Genomic DNA, 15,416 nt, shown 5'->3' on the forward strand with positions numbered 1-15,416 from the left:
CGGTGTCGCAGATACACCGCGTTAGCGTTCTTCGCGGGCAAGCCTCGCTCCAACAGGGCTCCGGCTTTTTCAGCCCTTGTAAGCCGCCGCCAAAATCAACGCTTTCATTTCCGCCACCGCCGACTTGAAGCCCACGAACAGCGCGTGAGCCACCAGCGCGTGGCCGATGTTCAGCTCGTTCACGCCCTTGATCGCCGCAACTGCTTCGACGTTGTGGTAATGCAGGCCGTGTCCGGCGTTGACGATCAAACCTTCAGCCAGACCAAACGCGACACCATCGACGATACGTTGCAGCTCGTCGGCGACTTCGGTGGGGGTCTGGGCGTCGGCATAACGACCGGTGTGCAACTCGACGGCAGGCGCGCCGACACGTTTTGACGCGGCGATCTGCCGCTCATCTGCGTCGATGAACAGCGACACTTCACACCCGATCTTGCTCAAGCGCTCAACGGCCGCCTGAATGCGCGCTTCCTGGCCGGCTACGTCGAGACCGCCCTCGGTGGTCAATTCCTGGCGTGTTTCCGGAACGAGGCAAACATGCGCCGGACGAAGGCGCTCGGCGAAAGCCAGCATTTCGTCGGTCACGCCCATTTCGAAGTTCATGCGGGTTTGCAGCACATCCTTGAGCAGCAATACATCGCGTTCCTGAATATGGCGGCGGTCTTCACGCAAATGCACGGTGATGCCATCGGCACCCGCCTCTTCGGCATCCAGCGCGGCCTTGACCGGGTCCGGGTAACGCGTGCCCCGGGCCTGACGCAACGTGGCGACGTGATCGATGTTGACGCCAAGAAGGATGCGAGTGCTGTGAGTCACGGGTGTCTCCTGAAAGATGGTCGGAACAGGTCGGTGAGCATAAAGCCTGTTTACGGCTTGCGAAACAGTTCGCGACTGACTAATGGACGGCCGCCCAGGTGAACGGCCAATGCCTGACGCATCAGCCGCTTGGCGGCAGACAACGCACCCGGCGCACTCCAGTCGGCTTCGGCCATGGCCAGCAGCTCGACGCCCTGGAATAAACCGGGCTGCAACAGGTACACCCGCTCCAGCCCGGCATCCACTACCAGACGGTACATGCCGTCCGTTGCCAGCGGTTCGCCATTGACGTCCGTATCCAACGCAAAACCGTAGCCCAGATCGTCGAGCAGGCGCCATTCGAAAGAACGCAACAGCGGTTCCAGCGGACGACCTTCGGCCAGTGCCAGCAAGGTAGCAGCGTAATGATCAAAAACGGCGGGATGGGGATCTTCGGCGGGCAGCAGGCGAATGATCAGCTCATTGAGGTAAAGGCCGCTGAACAGCGCCTCGCCCACCAGCCAGCTGGCAACACCCGAGGCTTCCATACGCCCGACATTCTTCAGTTCGCCACGGCCACGAAATTCGATCTCAAGCGGCACAAACGGGCGCGCTAGCGTACCGGCCTTGCCTCGCGCACTGCGCAGCACGGCCCGCAGGCGACCTTGCGGCGTGAGGAAGTCGACAAGTGCACTGTTTTCACGGTACGCCCGGCTGTGCAACACGTAAGCAAGTTGGCCGATGGGCGCGCTCATTGTTCAGGCAGGCTCGAAAGAGGCGAAGACAACGGAGGAATGTGACTGCCAATGGCAGAGCGCAGGAAACGCTCCACCATTGGGCATTGAGCTTACAGGTCGCCGTAGCCCAACGAACGCAGGGCGCGCTCGTCATCGGACCAGCCGCCTTTGACCTTGACCCAGAGATTGAGCATGACCTTGGAGTCGAACAGCAGCTCCATGTCGCGGCGCGCGTCGGTGCCGATGCGCTTGATGCGCTCGCCCTTGTCGCCAATGATGATCTTCTTCTGACCGTCACGTTCGACGAGGATCAAGGCATGAATATGCAGAGTTTTGCCCTGCTGCTTGAACTCTTCGATTTCAACCGTGATCTGGTACGGTAGCTCGGCACCCAACTGACGCATGATCTTCTCGCGAACCAGCTCGGCGGCCAGGAAGCGGCTGCTGCGATCAGTGATCTGATCTTCCGGGAAGAAGTGCTCGTTTTCCGGCAAATGCTTGGCGATCAGGGTTTCCAGCGCTTCGAGGTTGTGCCCGTGCTGCGCGGAAATCGGCATGATCGAAGCATTGGGCAGCTGACCCTGCAACCATTCCAGATGCGGCATCAGCTCGGTCTTGTCTTCCAGGCGGTCGGTCTTGTTGATCGCCAGAATCACCGGACCCTGCACGTATTGCACACGCTCGAGCACCATCTGGTCTTCGTCGGTCCAGCGCGTACGGTCAACCACGAAAATCACCACATCAACGTCTTTCAACGCTGCTGACGCGGTCTTGTTCATGTAGCGATTGAGCGCTTTTTCGCCGTTCTTGTGCATGCCCGGGGTATCGACGTAGACCGCCTGGATGGCGCCTTCGGTCTTGATCCCCAGCATGTTGTGACGGGTAGTCTGCGGCTTGCGCGAAGTGATCGCCAGCTTCTGACCCAGAATATGGTTGAGCAGCGTGGATTTGCCCACGTTCGGGCGGCCGACAATGGCGACATAGCCACAGCGTGTTGCGATTGAATCATTCATGGCCGTTCTCCACGCCAAGGGCAATGAGTGCTGCGGCCGCTGCTACCTGTTCGGCAATGCGACGACTGACACCCTGACCCCGGCTTTTTTCATTCAATAAGGTGATCTCGCATTCGACGAAAAAGGTTCGGCAATGCGGTTCGCCTTGGATATCCACCACTTCGTAGCGCGGCAGGTCACAGGCACGCGACTGGAGAAACTCCTGCAGCCGGGTCTTTGGATCTTTGTTGGTGTCGACCAGCGTCAGGCTGTCGAACTCGGTGGTGAGCCAGTCCAGAACCCGCTCACGCGCCGCGTCCATGCCCGCATCGAGGTAGATCGCACCGATCAGCGCCTCAAGTGCATCGGCAAGAATCGACTCGCGACGAAAACCGCCGCTCTTCAGTTCACCGGAACCCAGACGCAGGTATTCGCCCAGATCGAAACCACGGGCCAGCACGGCCAGGGTTTCACCTTTGACCAGACGCGCCCGCAAGCGTGACAACTGGCCTTCGCGAGCCTGGGGGAAGCGGTCGAACAAGGCTTCGCCGGCCACGAAGTTGAGAATGGCATCACCGAGGAACTCCAGGCGCTCGTTGTTGCGCCCGGCGAAGCTGCGGTGAGTAAGGGCCAGGACCATCAGCTCCTGATCCTTGAAGGTATAGCCGAGCTGGCGCTCCAGGCGACTCAACGAAACGCTCACGGTTTACCCACGCTGAATGTGTCGTCGAACTTGACCACCAGATCGATATTCTGGATCAGTGCTTCACGCTTCTCGTATTTCAAATGGGCGAGAAACTTGTTGTTTTCCACCGTCACACTTAACACCTTGTTCAAATCCAAATCCCGAATACTGTTGACCTGCATGCTTTTACCGACATAACTGTAGAAATCGCTGACCGTACTGATATCCAGGGAAGGGTTGGTCTCGACCGCCTCAATGGCGCTCTTGAGCGACCTGTGGTCGAGATAATGCGGGACCAGCTTGAATGCCACATTGACCACAAACGCTAACAGCGCCAGGGCCAACAGCCATCCCACAAACGACAACCCTTTCTGCGAACCGGCGACTTTCATATGAAACCTCAAGGATAGCCCGTCGAAAGCGGTCGGCAGGATTGCTCCACTGCGACACCGATTCGAGCCAGCCCAAATGACATACGGCGCTGTATCACACAGCGCCGCATCGATTACTTGATCAACCCTACCCGCGAGAAGTTGGGCAGGTGACTCAGTTTAGGCTCAGGCCAGCTCATCCATACGGCGAACGCCTTGCCGACAATGTTCTTGTCCGGAACCATGCCCAGTTCGTCCTTGGGAATACTTGGATCATCCCAGTAACGGCTGTCGTTGGAGTTGTCCCGGTTGTCGCCCATCATGAAGTAATGCGCGGCCGGAACCGTCCATTCCCGATCAGGTGGCGCCCGATAACGGGTCATTTCCTGGCGGATCTGATGCTCGACGGCGCCCAGTTGCTCGTTATACAACTCTGCGCTGCCCAGGGTGCCCGGCTCGGTGCCGATCAACTGCTTGGCCACCAGCTCACCATTGACGTACAGCTTCTTGTCGCTGGTGTAACGGATCTGGTCGCCCGGCAAGCCGACGACGCGCTTGATGTAGTTGACGCTCGGATCGCTCGGGAAGCGAAACACCATCACATCGCCACGCTGTGGATCGCCAATCTGAATGACCTTCTGGTCCAGCACCGGCAAGCGAATGCCGTAGGAGAACTTGTTCACCAGAATGAAATCACCCACTCGCAGCGTCGGGATCATCGAGCCCGACGGAATCTGGAACGGTTCAACCAGAAACGAACGCAGGACGAGAACGATGAACAGCACCGGAAAGAACGATTTGCCGTATTCAACCAGCAAAGGTTCCTTGTTCAGACGCTCGACAACCTCGATGTCCGGCTGGGTGACACTGCCTTGATACGTCGAGATGGCCGTCCGGCGACGAGGCGCCAGAACGATCAGATCGAGTAATGCCAGCAGACCGCAGACAAAAACAGCGATGACTAACAACAGCGGGAAATTTAGTGACATAGGACCTGACTATTCCAACCTGAGCACTGCAAGGAAAGCTTCCTGTGGAATTTCCACGTTGCCGACCTGCTTCATGCGTTTCTTACCGGCCTTTTGCTTCTCCAGCAATTTACGCTTACGGCTGACGTCGCCGCCATAACATTTGGCCAGTACGTTCTTTCTCAGCGCCTTGACAGTGGTACGCGCCACAACCTGCCCGCCAATGGCGGCCTGGATTGCCACATCGAACATCTGCCGAGGGATCAACTCTTTCATCTTCTCGGTCAACGCGCGACCTTTGTAGTTCGCGTTGTCGCGGTGCACGATCAATGCCAGGGCATCGACTTTCTCACCGTTGATCAGCACATCGAGCTTGACCAGGTTAGCGGACTGGTAACGATCGAAATGATAGTCCAGCGACGCATAACCACGGCTGACCGACTTGAGACGATCGAAGAAGTCCAGGACCACTTCGTTCATCGGCAAGTCGTAGCTCACTTGCACCTGTGTACCGAGGAACAGCATGTCGTGCTGAACGCCGCGCTTTTCAATGCACAGCGTAATGACGTTCCCGAGGTGCTCCTGGGGCACAAGAATATTGGCCCGCACGATCGGCTCGCGCGTATCTTCGATGGTCGACAGATCTGGCAGCTTTGACGGGTTATCGACGTAAATCGTTTCACCGGTCTTGAGCAACAGCTCGAAAATAACGGTTGGCGCCGTGGTGATCAGGTCCAGGTCGTATTCGCGTTCCAGACGCTCCTGGATGATCTCCATGTGCAGCATGCCGAGGAAGCCGCAACGGAAGCCGAAGCCCAGTGCGTCGGAGCTTTCCGGCGAATACTGCAGCGACGAGTCGTTCAGGGTCAGCTTCTGCAGGGCTTCGCGGAAGTCCTCGAAGTCGTCGGAGCTGACCGGGAACAGACCGGCGTAGACCTGCGGCTGAATGCGCTTGAAACCGGGCAGCACTTCGACATCAGGCGTGGTGCTCAAGGTCAGGGTGTCGCCAACCGGCGCGCCGTGAATGTCCTTGATGCCTGCGATGATGAAGCCTACTTCACCGGCTTTCAGGTCAACCGTGGCCGTGTGCTTGGGGGTAAACACGCCCACGCTGTCGACCAGGTGCATCTTGCCGGTGGATTTGACCAGAATCTTGTCGCCCTTGCGGACCCGACCGTGACGCACACGTACCAGGGAAACAACGCCCAGATAGTTGTCGAACCAGGAGTCGATGATCAAGGCTTGCAGTGGCGCTTCGATATTACCGGTAGGCGCCGGAATAGTATGAACCAGACGCTCCAGCACTTCGTCGACGCCCATGCCGCTCTTGGCGCTACAGGCCACGGCGTCAGTGGCATCGATGCCGATGATCTTCTCGATTTCTTCCTTGACGCGGTCCGGATCGGCCTGCGGCAAGTCCATCTTGTTCAGCACCGGCATGACCTCAAGGCCCTGCTCGATGGCGGTATAGCAGTTGGCTACCGACTGGGCCTCAACGCCCTGGCCCGCATCGACCACCAGCAACGCACCTTCACACGCCGCCAGGGAACGGCTGACTTCATAGGTGAAGTCCACGTGGCCCGGGGTGTCGATGAAGTTCAGCTGATAGGTTTTGCCGTCGTTGGCCTTGTAGTGCAGCGTGACGCTATGGGCCTTGATGGTGATCCCGCGCTCGCGCTCGAGATCCATGGAGTCAAGTACCTGGGCTTCCATCTCGCGCTCGGACAAGCCGCCGCACATCTGAATGAAACGGTCGGCCAGCGTCGACTTGCCATGGTCAATGTGGGCGATGATGGAGAAATTGCGGATATGACTCAAATCACTCACGGATCAACACTCAAAAAGGTTGCAGGCAGTTTACCCGCCGAAAAATAGCCGGGAATTGTACCTGAAGTAACGCCGGGGCGTCACGTTCACAGGCGAGCGGATCGGCATTACCCTTGATGGCGCGCACAAGAAAGGGCGGTAATGACCGCCCTCTCTGGCTAACGCAAGCGACTACTCCGCAAGCTTGAAGGTAATGAAGCTGGCGCGACCTTGGCGCAGCACACGCAGGGAAACCGAACGATTCTTCGGCAGGCCTTTTGCCACCTCAGTGAAGTTCTTGGCCGACGAAATCGCCTGATTGTTCAGGTGAGTGATCACATCGCCTGGCTGCAGACCGATCAGGGAAGCTGGACCTTCCTGCACTTCCTTGATGATGACGCCGCCCTTCAGGTCGAGGCTCTTCTGCTGCTCGGCAGTCAAGTCCGCTACGGTCACGCCCATGCGGTTGCTGCTGCGCTCAGCGCCTGCACCGTCCGCCGCACCCATTTCCTGACCTTCATCCGGCAACGCGCCGACCGTTACGTCCAGCATCTTGCGCTTGCCTTCGCGGATCACGTCCAACTGGACCTTGCTGCCGTCCTTGAGGTTGCCGACGATTTGCGGCAAGTCAGCCGACATCACGATTGGATGGCCATTGGCGTTGAGGATCACATCGCCCACTTGCAGGCCGCCCTTGGCAGCCGGACCGTCTTCAAGTACCTGGGCAACCAGCGCACCGGCCGGCTTGTCCAGACCGAACGATTCAGCCAGGTCTTTGTTGACCTCCTGAATGACGACGCCCAGCCAGCCGCGATTCACCTTGCCGCTGGCCTTGAGCTGATTGGCTACGTCCATCGCGACGTTGATCGGAATCGCGAACGAAAGGCCCATGAAGCCGCCCGAACGGGTGAATATCTGGGAGTTGATCCCCACCACCTCACCCGACATGTTGAACAGCGGACCACCCGAGTTACCCGGATTGATCGCAACGTCAGTCTGGATGAACGGCACATATGTGTCGTTTGGCAGACTGCGGCCTTTGGCGCTGACGATACCTTTGGTCGCCGAGTGATCAAAGCCAAACGGCGAACCGATGGCCAATACCCACTCGCCAACTTTCAGCTTCTCGGAATCACCCAGTTTCACCGTCGGCAAATCCTTGCCTTCGATCTTCAGCACGGCCACGTCGGTACGTGGATCGGTGCCGACCAGCTTGGCTTTCAGCTCACTGCGGTCGGAAAGGCGGACCAGAATTTCGTCGGCACCTTCAACCACATGATTGTTGGTCAGGACATAGCCGTCAGCGGAAATGATGAAACCTGAACCGAGGGATTGTGCTTCACGCTGGCGATCCCCTTTTGGGGAGCCCGGCGCGCGCGGCCCCTGATTCGGCATGCTGCGCTCAAGGAATTCGCGCAACATCGGCGGCAGACCTTCGAGATCAGGCATCTGCCCGGCGACCGCACGATCCGGCAACTTCTGACGGGTGCTGATGTTCACCACAGCCGGCGACGCTTGCTCGACGAGCGTGGTGAAATCCGGCAACGCCTCGGCCTGGGCAGTAGCAACCTGCCCCAACATCAGCACGGCGGCCATCAGTGAAAGATAGGACTTAAAGCTTGGTATCAACATACGGCTCCCGTTAACGACGAGCATGGTTAAGCAATACAGATCGAACGACACAATGGCCCGGCCCCTGAAGCACTCAGATAAAGCGCGCGACCATCAGTCAGCATTTTTTTGGCTCGGAAACAACAAAGGCCAGAGCTGCGAAGCTGTGACCTATAGAAAAAAACGAGATTTTTTGCAACTTGCATACCTCACCAAACATTTCAGCGAGTGACTCAAAGGCCCCGAAAAGCCAGTCTATACGGCGTATCGGGCCCAAGATGAAAGCTTTTACATCTTGGGCCCGGATCATCGTCACGCAGACTACTTTTTGCTCGGTGGGACGTCGGCGCTGCGCATGGAAAGCGCAATACGCTCGGCAGTACCAATCGGTATTTCGCCGACAACCGTCACCATGGCATCACCCTTGGGCGTCGTCAGGCGTCGCGATACCGCTACGGTAGGACCGAGCTGCGTGCGGATATCGGTTACTGTCGCGGCACTCACCGGCTCGATGAACACCGAGAACCGCGAAAGACCGTCGTCATACATAAGGCTGGACACCAGTACTTTTGACGCCGGGTCGATACGGGATGTATTGCTGGTCAGCTCGAAGCCGGGCGGAGTCCATTCGGAACGCCACGGCCCAGGTTTGCCGGGCACTTCAGGCTTGGCCTTGGTCAACTCGACTGGCTTGCAATCTGCGCTTGGCTGCAAGACCTGATCGTTCGGAATATCTGCCGTATCAAGTTCGGTAAACTGGAAACGCTCCAGCAACTGCCCCTTTTCGCTTAACAGCAGCGATTTGAGTGGCAATCCGGTCTCGTTATCCAGATGCAATTCGATGCCGAATCGATGCTGATCCTTGGGCGTCATCGCAATAATTGTCGCCGGACGGCCAGCCACTCTCGACTTGCCGACAGTTTTCATGTCGTACAACGCCGAAAGCTTCTTTAGATCAAATGTTCTTGCCGGGGAATCAGGCAGATTGCTAACGCCCGCTTCAAGGGTACCGCTGACGCATTGGGTCAAACCATCGACGCGCAACACTTCCTGCGCGGAGCCATCCAGCTGAAGCAGATGCTCCCTGACCTTGCCACCGACGACGCGGTGCCAGATCCGATGGGTAGAAAAACTACCATTGCGCTCGTAAACGAAAGTACCTTGAAAGCTTTGTTGTTGCTGTGCCTGCGCAAGACGCTTGAGCATATCTTGCGCATCATCGGCATGAGCGGGGAGGACAAGCCACCCACCTAACAGCAACGGCAGTAGAGGGACGGCGCGCATGATCCTCCTTAACGGTTTTCCAGGCTGGCGGCGCGAGCGTAAGGCAGAGCGCTTTCAGTCCCCTTCAACGCAGCTTGCTGAGCATGTTGACGCAGGTAACCCGGCAAACGCTGATCATGCCAGCCAGCCTGGTTCTGCAATACACCGTTAGCCATCGGGCCAGGTGCCTGCTCAGAGCTTTCCGTGTAGCCAGCCAGAACTGCCGGACCCTTCACTTGCGGGGCAGACAGGGCTGCAGGCTGTTGAGTCTGCTGTGCAAGTTGAGCACCGGCGATCTCGTCCTGGTTGTACAAGCGAACGCCAGCCAATACCGCAACGGTGACGGAGGCAGCGACTGCCAGACGACCCAGGCTACGCCAAGGACCACGACCGGCCTTGAGCGGGCTGACTTCATCGGCGATTGCGGCGGATACAGCAGCCGTAATATCCAGATGAGGGATCAACAGCTCTTTATGCATGGCTGCACGGGCAATCTGATAACGAGACCATGTGGCACGTGTGTCCGCATCGTCAATGGCATTTAATACCCGACGTAATTCCAATTCGTCCGCTTCGTTATCCATCACCGCGGACAGCGATTCCTGCAGGGCTTCACGACTCATGGCGGTTCCTCTCTTGGCTATCGCCGCTGTCTCAGGATTCCTGCAACAACGGCTGCAGGGCTTTATCGATGGCTTCCCGAGCGCGGAAAATCCGAGATCGCACGGTACCCACCGGACATTGCATGACGCTGGCAATGTCCTCATAACTCAGACCATCGAATTCACGTAAAGTTAGAGCTGTACGCAAATCTTCTGGCAGCAGCTGGATGGTTCGATGGACAGTTCCTTCGATTTCATCCCGCAGCAATGCTCGCTCTGGGGACTCGATGTCCTTGAGGCCATGATCGCCATCGTAGAACTCCGCATCTTCAGACCTTACATCGCTATCTGGCGGCCTCCGACCTCTGGACACCAAATAGTTTTTCGCCGTGTTAATGGCGATGCGGTACAGCCATGTGTAAAAGGCGCTGTCTCCGCGAAAGTTTCCAAGCGCGCGGTAAGCCTTGATAAAGGCTTCTTGCGCAACGTCCTGGGCTTCATGGGTGTCGTGCACAAACCGCACGATCAACCCGAGAATCTTGTGCTGATATTTCAGCACCAACAGATCAAAAGCTCGCTTATCGCCGCGTTGTACGCGCTCGACCAGCTGCTGATCCTCTTCCTGGGTTAGCATGAACACTCCTCATTGAGCTTAAAGGAGCATTGCAGCGGCCATTGTTTCGGCTTGCATACATAGACTCGGGCTTCTCGCAAAAGTTCTCCCCCTCCAAGCAAGTTTCCGGCGGACACTCATAGGCCTGCACGAAAAACGCAGCTCGAACTAGGTCGGCTGCGCGAATAATCTTGTCGTCGAAATCGCTGGCAACGGCTGTAAATAGCCCTGCATTAAGCCGACGCTGTCCTTTTAAAGGCAACCTGCTATTGAGCCTGGGCCATATCAAAAAGTTCCCAGATTTAACAATCAGGTGTAAGACCCACTTTACCTTCCCTGTAGGAAAAACTAACTGACGCCGTATTACTCTGCGTCACAACCAACAGGAAATGGGTATGCACGACGCTTTGGACTGGCGCACAATCCCAAGCCGCTGTGGTTTCACAATGCCATAAAAGTGCGGCCATTGTGCCGATCCACCCATACTTATACTAGTGGCCGCTTGATGCGGAATTCAGACATGAGCCAACATTTCCAACACGATGTACTGGTGATCGGCAGCGGCGCGGCAGGCTTGAGCCTTGCGCTGACATTGCCCGCTCATCTGAGCGTTGCGGTTTTGAGCAAAGGTGAGCTGGCCAATGGCTCCACATTCTGGGCTCAGGGCGGCGTTGCGGCCGTGCTGGACGACACCGATACCGTGCAATCCCACGTCGAAGACACCCTCGATGCGGGCGGCGGCTTATGCAATGAAGACGCCGTGCGATTCACCGTTGAGCATAGTCGTGAATCGATTCAATGGCTGATCGATCAAGGCGTGCCGTTCACTCGTGACGACCAGACCAGCACGGAAGACGGCGGGTTTGAATTTCACCTGACCCGCGAAGGCGGTCACAGCCATCGACGCATCATCCACGCGGCGGATGCGACCGGCGCCGCGATATTCAAGACATTGCTGGCCAGGGCGAAGGAGCGGCCGAACATCGAGCTGCTGGAGCAACGTGTCGCGGTCGATCTGATCACCGAACGACGCCTGGGCCTGGACGGTAAACGCTGCCTGGGCGCCTACGTCCTCAACCGCAGCAGCGGCGAAGTCGACACCTATGGCGCGCGCTTCACAATCCTGGCGACAGGTGGCGCCGCCAAGGTCTATCTGTACACCAGCAACCCCGACGGCGCCTGTGGCGACGGCATCGCCATGGCCTGGCGCTCGGGTTGTCGGGTAGCAAATCTGGAGTTCAACCAGTTCCATCCAACGTGCCTCTACCATCCTCTGGCCAAGAGCTTTCTGGTGACCGAGGCGCTGCGCGGCGAAGGTGCCTTCCTCAAGCTGCCCAATGGCGAACGCTTCATGCAGCGCTTCGATCCTCGCGCCGAACTGGCGCCGCGCGACATCGTGGCCCGGGCTATCGACCATGAAATGAAGCGCCTGGGCATCGATTGCGTCTATCTGGATATCAGTCACAAACCGGCCGACTTCATCAAGAGCCACTTTCCGACGGTTTACGACCGCTGCCTGGAATTTTCCATCGACATCACTCGCCAGCCAATCCCCGTGGTTCCGGCTGCGCATTACACCTGCGGCGGCGTAATGGTCGACGAGCATGGGCGCACCGATGTGCCGGGTTTGTACGCCATCGGCGAAACCAGCTTCACCGGCCTGCATGGCGCAAACCGCATGGCCAGCAATTCGTTGCTGGAATGCTTTGTCTATGCCCGCTCCGCAGCCGCCGATATTCTGCAGCAATTGCCCGAAAGCTCGCCCCCCCAAAGCCTGCCTAGCTGGGACGCCAGCCAGGTGACCGACTCGGATGAAGACGTAATCATCGCTCACAACTGGGATGAACTGCGGCGCTTCATGTGGGACTACGTGGGGATCGTGCGCACCAACAAGCGCCTGCAACGCGCCCACCATCGGGTGCGCATGCTGCTGGATGAAATCGACGAGTTCTATAGCAACTACAAGGTCAGCCGCGATCTGATCGAGTTGCGCAATCTGGCGCAGGTGGCCGAGTTGATGATCAATTCAGCCATGGCACGCAAGGAAAGCCGTGGCCTGCATTACACCCTGGATTACCCGGATATGCTGCCCGAGGCGCTGGACACTATTCTGGTGCCGCCCACCTACGTCGGCTGAACTTCAAGCGCACCCGCAGGCGCCGGTGCTCATCCGGCGCCATTGCATCGCGGGGAATGCACAACCCGCGCACCCATCGCGAAGCTGAGCCGCCCTTGCCTGCCAACCGAAAGCGCAGCACCACGAGCAGCGGCAGCGCCATGCTGTCACGACGCAGTTGCACAGCCTGCCAGCCATCGCGGCGATTCCAAAGCTGCCAGCCCTCTGCGTTACGCCGCAGCGCGGTAAATGCTGAAGGATTGCCGAGCGAGATCCGACGCGGGATGATCCAGCAGGCGTGGGCGACGCACAGCAAGACACCGCCGAGCAAAGCCCACGTCGGGACATCCAGTAAATAAAGCGCAATCAATGCCAGCAACTGGGCACTCAGATACGCCGCAAGCAGCCACCGGGACGGCTGCCAACGGCATTCGAAACGATCATGCAGGCTGGACACGATCCAGAATCATGCGAACCATGCGCTGCAACTCGGCATCTTCCGACTCCGCGCGCTGCATGAACCAGCCGAACATATCCTGGTCCTCACACGTCAGCAGGCGGCGATACAGGTCGCGGTCCACATCATTAAGCGTTGGATAGACTTCCCGGACAAACGGTACCAGCAGCACATCCAGTTCAAGCATGCCGCGGCGGCTGTGCCAATAAAGGCGGTTGAGTTCGACGTCTTCGACCATGGAGCGCTCCTCAAAATAGGCGGCGAGTATACAACCGCAGGCCAGCTGCGCGAACCGCACAATGGTCGCAGTAGTTTTCATGTACACATAATGAACACTGGGCACTATCATGTGCCCCAGACTTTTCAGGCCCGCGAAGACCCATGTCCGATTCAGCTTTCTTCTGCCCGCTTTCCCACGAAGGGGTCCTTGCCGTACGCGGCGTGGACGCCAGCAAATTCCTGCAAGGACAACTGACCTGCAACCTCGACTACCTGAGCGACGCAAAAGCGACCCTGGGCGCGCGCTGCACGCAAAAAGGCCGCATGCAGTCGAGCTTCCGCATCCTGCTTGAAGGTGACGGTTGCCTGCTGGCGATGGCCAGCGAGCTGATCGAGCCGCAGCTGGCCGACCTCAAGAAATACGCGGTGTTCTCCAAGTCAAAACTGAGCGACGAGAGCGCTTCCTGGCTGCGCTTCGGCCTTCAGGACGGCGACGGCGCGCTGGTCAGTCTTGGCCTGGATTTGCCGCAGGACACCGACTCAGTAGTGCGCGACAACGACTTGATCGCCATCCGCGTCTCCCCGGCCAGGGCCGAACTCTGGGTTCGCGCCGAGCAAGCCGCTGATATCCGTTCGCGTCTGGCAGCACAATTGCCCGAAGGCACGCTCAACGATTGGTTGTTGGGGCAGATTCGTGCAGGTATCGGACAAGTGGTAGGGACCACACGGGAGGAGTTCATTCCGCAAATGTTGAACCTGCAAGCGGTCGGCGGTGTGAGCTTTAAAAAGGGCTGCTACACCGGCCAGGAAATCGTTGCGCGCATGCAATACCTGGGCAAGCTAAAGCGCCGCCTGTACCGGCTGACACTCGCGGAACAGAGCGTTCCAGAGCCAGGCGCCGCGCTGTTTTCTCCGGTTCATGCCAGCGCCGTGGGTAACGTCGTGCTCGCTGCCCGGACGCAGGAAGGCGTCGAATTACTGGCTGTTTTGCAGGCCGATGCGGCTGAAAGTGGCGATATCCATCTGGGATCGGTTGAAGGCCCGACGCTGCAACTGGCCGAACTGCCTTATACCCTCGACAGCAAACTCGAAACCCAGCGCTGATACCAAACGAACGCCTGGGTTCGGTCAATGTCTGCTTATCTGCCTCGCCTCCGCCCTTCCGGGTCTGGAGGCCCCAGACTTCCCTTCGCCAACGAGATGCAACATGAGTGAAATGGCTGACGAAGTGCAGAGGAACCTGATCAAGGCCATCGATAGAGATGCCTTGTTTCTGCCTACCCTGCCGGAAGTAGCACTGAAAATTCGTCTCGCCGCTGAGGACACAGAGATAAGCATTGCTGCCCTGAGCAAAGTCATCGGCAGCGATACGGCGCTATCCGCGCGACTGATCAAGGTGGTCAACAGCCCCTTGCTGCGCCCCAACTTTGAAGTCAGTGACGTCAACACCGCCATCACTCGGCTGGGCGTGATTTACAGCTGCAACCTGGCCATCGGTCTGGTGGTCGAGCAAATGTTCCACGCCAAGTCGTCAGTGGTGGAACGCAAAATGCGTGAAATCTGGCAGCAAAGTCTGCAAGTCGCGGGAATCAGCTACACGCTGAGCAGTCGACGCGCCCACCTCAGACCTGATCAGGCGACGCTGGCCGGGCTGATACATTTGATCGGCGTGCTGCCGATCCTGACCTATGCCGAAGACCACAACGAACTGCTGTCCGACGAGGTCAGCCTCAATCATGTGATCGAGCAGATTCATCCGGTGATTGGCGAACGCCTCCTGCGCTCATGGGATTTCCCCGAGCCGCTGGCGTCGGTGCCGGCCAAATTTCAGGATTTCTCCCGAGTGTCGCATCGCGCTGATTACATTGATCTGGTGCAGGTCGCGACGGTGCATCTGCATCAAGACACGGCACATCCGTACAGCCAGATAGAGTTGAGCAGCCTGCCGGCGTTCCACCAACTGGGCCTGGACTTGAGCGGCGGTCACCTGGGCGCAGAAATGGACGAAGCCAAACTCATGCTTTATTGAGCTGCACCCTCTCGTCAAACAACACATACCTTCTGATTGAAACGCGATCTGTTGAGCGAGGCTTGCCCGCGAAGAACGATAACGCGGTAAATCAGGCTCACCGAGGCGCCTGATTCGCGGGCAAGCCTCGCTCCAACGGGGTCGGTGTTTAA

The 15,416-nt window shown here is 58.1% G+C and carries 16 protein-coding genes; 3 read left to right on the forward strand and 13 right to left on the reverse strand.

What is annotated here, in order from left to right; translation table 11 throughout:
• Positions 1-69: 69 nt before the first annotated feature.
• From pdxJ to rpoE, 11 genes are all read right to left on the reverse strand, one after another.
• Positions 70-816 (reverse strand): pyridoxine 5'-phosphate synthase, encoded by a 747-nt coding sequence (gene pdxJ, locus AFK24_RS23260; protein WP_065835460.1) that lies wholly within the window; start codon positions 814-816, stop codon positions 70-72.
• Between the two features lie 50 nt (positions 817-866).
• On the reverse strand, positions 867-1,550 hold the full coding sequence (recO, locus tag AFK24_RS23265; protein WP_065835461.1) for a DNA repair protein RecO: 684 nt from the start codon (positions 1,548-1,550) through the stop codon (positions 867-869).
• Positions 1,551-1,642: 92 nt separating this feature from the next.
• On the reverse strand, positions 1,643-2,545 hold the full coding sequence (gene era / locus AFK24_RS23270) for a GTPase Era (RefSeq protein WP_020288887.1): 903 nt from the start codon (positions 2,543-2,545) through the stop codon (positions 1,643-1,645).
• Entirely contained in the window at positions 2,538-3,227 is a 690-nt protein-coding gene (gene rnc / locus AFK24_RS23275; protein ID WP_020288886.1) for a ribonuclease III, read from the reverse strand. Before rnc ends, era begins: the two co-directional genes overlap by 8 nt.
• A complete protein-coding gene (locus tag AFK24_RS23280; protein ID WP_065835462.1) occupies positions 3,224-3,601 on the reverse strand; it encodes a DUF4845 domain-containing protein in 378 nt (125 codons plus the stop codon). The genes rnc and AFK24_RS23280 overlap by 4 nt, the downstream gene beginning before the upstream one ends.
• 113 nt (positions 3,602-3,714) lie before the next feature.
• Positions 3,715-4,569 carry a signal peptidase I gene (lepB, locus tag AFK24_RS23285; protein ID WP_065835463.1) on the reverse strand — a complete coding sequence of 285 codons (855 nt, stop codon included), beginning with the start codon at positions 4,567-4,569 and terminating at the stop codon, positions 3,715-3,717.
• A gap of 9 nt (positions 4,570-4,578) precedes the next feature.
• Complete coding sequence (lepA, locus tag AFK24_RS23290; RefSeq protein WP_065835464.1) at positions 4,579-6,375, reverse strand: translation elongation factor 4; 1,797 nt, start codon at positions 6,373-6,375, stop codon at positions 4,579-4,581.
• A gap of 171 nt (positions 6,376-6,546) precedes the next feature.
• On the reverse strand, positions 6,547-7,950 hold the full coding sequence (locus tag AFK24_RS23295) for a DegQ family serine endoprotease (RefSeq protein WP_240500435.1): 1,404 nt from the start codon (positions 7,948-7,950) through the stop codon (positions 6,547-6,549).
• A 336-nt stretch (positions 7,951-8,286) separates the two neighbouring features.
• Entirely contained in the window at positions 8,287-9,249 is a 963-nt protein-coding gene (locus AFK24_RS23305) for a MucB/RseB C-terminal domain-containing protein (RefSeq protein ID WP_065835467.1), read from the reverse strand.
• Positions 9,250-9,257: 8 nt separating this feature from the next.
• Positions 9,258-9,851: a sigma-E factor negative regulatory protein gene (locus AFK24_RS23310; protein WP_065835468.1), complete on the reverse strand. Its 594-nt coding sequence runs from the start codon at positions 9,849-9,851 to the stop codon at positions 9,258-9,260.
• A 31-nt stretch (positions 9,852-9,882) separates the two neighbouring features.
• Positions 9,883-10,464, reverse strand: a complete 582-nt coding sequence (rpoE, locus tag AFK24_RS23315; protein ID WP_020288878.1) for an RNA polymerase sigma factor RpoE — start codon at positions 10,462-10,464, stop codon at positions 9,883-9,885.
• Positions 10,465-10,963: 499 nt separating this feature from the next.
• On the opposite strand from rpoE, the gene nadB reads away from it, so the two are divergent.
• Positions 10,964-12,580 (forward strand): L-aspartate oxidase, encoded by a 1,617-nt coding sequence (nadB, locus tag AFK24_RS23320; RefSeq protein ID WP_065835469.1) that lies wholly within the window; start codon positions 10,964-10,966, stop codon positions 12,578-12,580.
• Here nadB and AFK24_RS23325 read toward each other — a convergent pair.
• Positions 12,549-13,016: a protein YgfX gene (locus AFK24_RS23325; RefSeq protein ID WP_065835470.1), complete on the reverse strand. Its 468-nt coding sequence runs from the start codon at positions 13,014-13,016 to the stop codon at positions 12,549-12,551. The two genes, nadB and AFK24_RS23325, sit on opposite strands and share 32 nt — an antisense overlap.
• On the reverse strand, positions 13,000-13,254 hold the full coding sequence (locus tag AFK24_RS23330; protein WP_065835518.1) for a succinate dehydrogenase assembly factor 2: 255 nt from the start codon (positions 13,252-13,254) through the stop codon (positions 13,000-13,002). Before AFK24_RS23330 ends, AFK24_RS23325 begins: the two co-directional genes overlap by 17 nt.
• A 143-nt stretch (positions 13,255-13,397) precedes the next feature.
• On the opposite strand from AFK24_RS23330, the gene AFK24_RS23335 reads away from it, so the two are divergent.
• Together AFK24_RS23335 and AFK24_RS23340 are read left to right on the forward strand one after the other, a co-directional pair.
• Complete coding sequence (locus AFK24_RS23335) at positions 13,398-14,339, forward strand: YgfZ/GcvT domain-containing protein (protein ID WP_065835471.1); 942 nt, start codon at positions 13,398-13,400, stop codon at positions 14,337-14,339.
• A 103-nt stretch (positions 14,340-14,442) separates the two neighbouring features.
• A complete protein-coding gene (locus AFK24_RS23340) occupies positions 14,443-15,264 on the forward strand; it encodes an HDOD domain-containing protein (RefSeq protein WP_065835472.1) in 822 nt (273 codons plus the stop codon).
• Positions 15,265-15,416 lie beyond the last annotated feature (152 nt).

It is taken from the genome of Pseudomonas syringae, from assembly GCF_001698815.1.
Taxonomy (GTDB): domain Bacteria; phylum Pseudomonadota; class Gammaproteobacteria; order Pseudomonadales; family Pseudomonadaceae; genus Aquipseudomonas; species Aquipseudomonas syringae_A.